Below are 1127 nucleotides of genomic sequence, written 5' to 3' on the forward strand. Positions count from 1 at the left end.
ACATCGTTAGCTCAAATGCTTGTTACTAGCTCGCCAACGCTTTTCGCAAGTTACTACGTCCTTCATCGCCTCTGACTGCCAAGGCATCCACCGTATACGCTTAGTCACTTAACCATACAACCCAAATAAGTTTCATAAAGAAACAAACGCTTACCAAGCGGGTAGCTCGGTGGTCGTATCGCAACTAATGGTGTTTACTTTCGCCAAAAGAATACTCTTGAACTCATCACCCTAAGGTAAATCGTTCGGCACTTGATTTAAGTGTTTGAGAACTCAATTATTTATTTTCGCGCTAATGCTATTAACAACAACTCACTTACGAATAAGTTCATCATTGTCCCTTTCACATTAACACTATCAGCTTTCCAAATTTTTAAAGAACGGGCTTAAAAAAGCCAAAGATAAAGTGTTAGTTTATCTTTGGCATCTCTATCCATGTGCATGCCTTACTTCTTGCTGGAAAAGTAAGTCTACTTAATTAATCAAAAAACCTTTTCGGACTAATTAGCAAAGTAAATGGTGGAGCTATGCGGGATCGAACCGCAGACCTCCTGCGTGCAAGGCAGGCGCTCTCCCAGCTGAGCTATAGCCCCATTTACATGCAGTTGAGAAATCATCAAGTATCCAATGTAAACATTGGCGAATCCAAATCGCATTCTAATCAAGGCGGTTTAATGCGACGTTTAGTTCACTAAACGAGTATTAAACTAACGCAGAGTAGAAAAGATTTGGTGGGTCAGAGTGGACTTGAACCACCGACCTCACCCTTATCAGGGGTGCGCTCTAACCAGCTGAGCTACAGACCCATTCTTTTTGGTCTTTTAATCCTTTCTCATCGTTACTTTCTTCGTTTCTCAGTCATGTGCTAAAGCACACTCCCTGCGAGACTCATCAAGTGCCTTGATTAAGAATCAAAACCCTCAAAAATACCTTTCGATATTCTCTTTCTTCTATCAAGTAATCTGTGTGAACACTCAAACATACTTTCGTATTTCAAGAGTTAAGTTAGTCGTATAGGTAAGGAGGTGATCCAGCCCCAGGTTCCCCTAGGGCTACCTTGTTACGACTTCACCCCAGTCATGAACCACACCGTGGTAAACGCCCTCCCCGAAAGGTTAAGCTATCTA

2 tRNA genes and 2 rRNA genes are annotated in these 1127 nt (G+C 42.1%); all 4 read right to left on the reverse strand.

The window, feature by feature from the left end:
* Window positions 1-114: ribosomal RNA gene (locus tag EKG38_RS24775) — 23S ribosomal RNA — on the reverse strand; the annotation flags it as partial.
* A 403-nt stretch (window positions 115-517) separates the two neighbouring features.
* Window positions 518-593, reverse strand: a tRNA-Ala gene (locus tag EKG38_RS24780).
* Between the two features lie 136 nt (window positions 594-729).
* Window positions 730-806 (reverse strand) — tRNA-Ile (locus tag EKG38_RS24785).
* Between the two features lie 212 nt (window positions 807-1018).
* A 16S ribosomal RNA gene (locus EKG38_RS24790) occupies window positions 1019-1127 on the reverse strand; the annotation flags it as partial.

The organism is Shewanella canadensis (assembly GCF_003966225.1).
GTDB lineage: Bacteria > Pseudomonadota > Gammaproteobacteria > Enterobacterales > Shewanellaceae > Shewanella > Shewanella canadensis.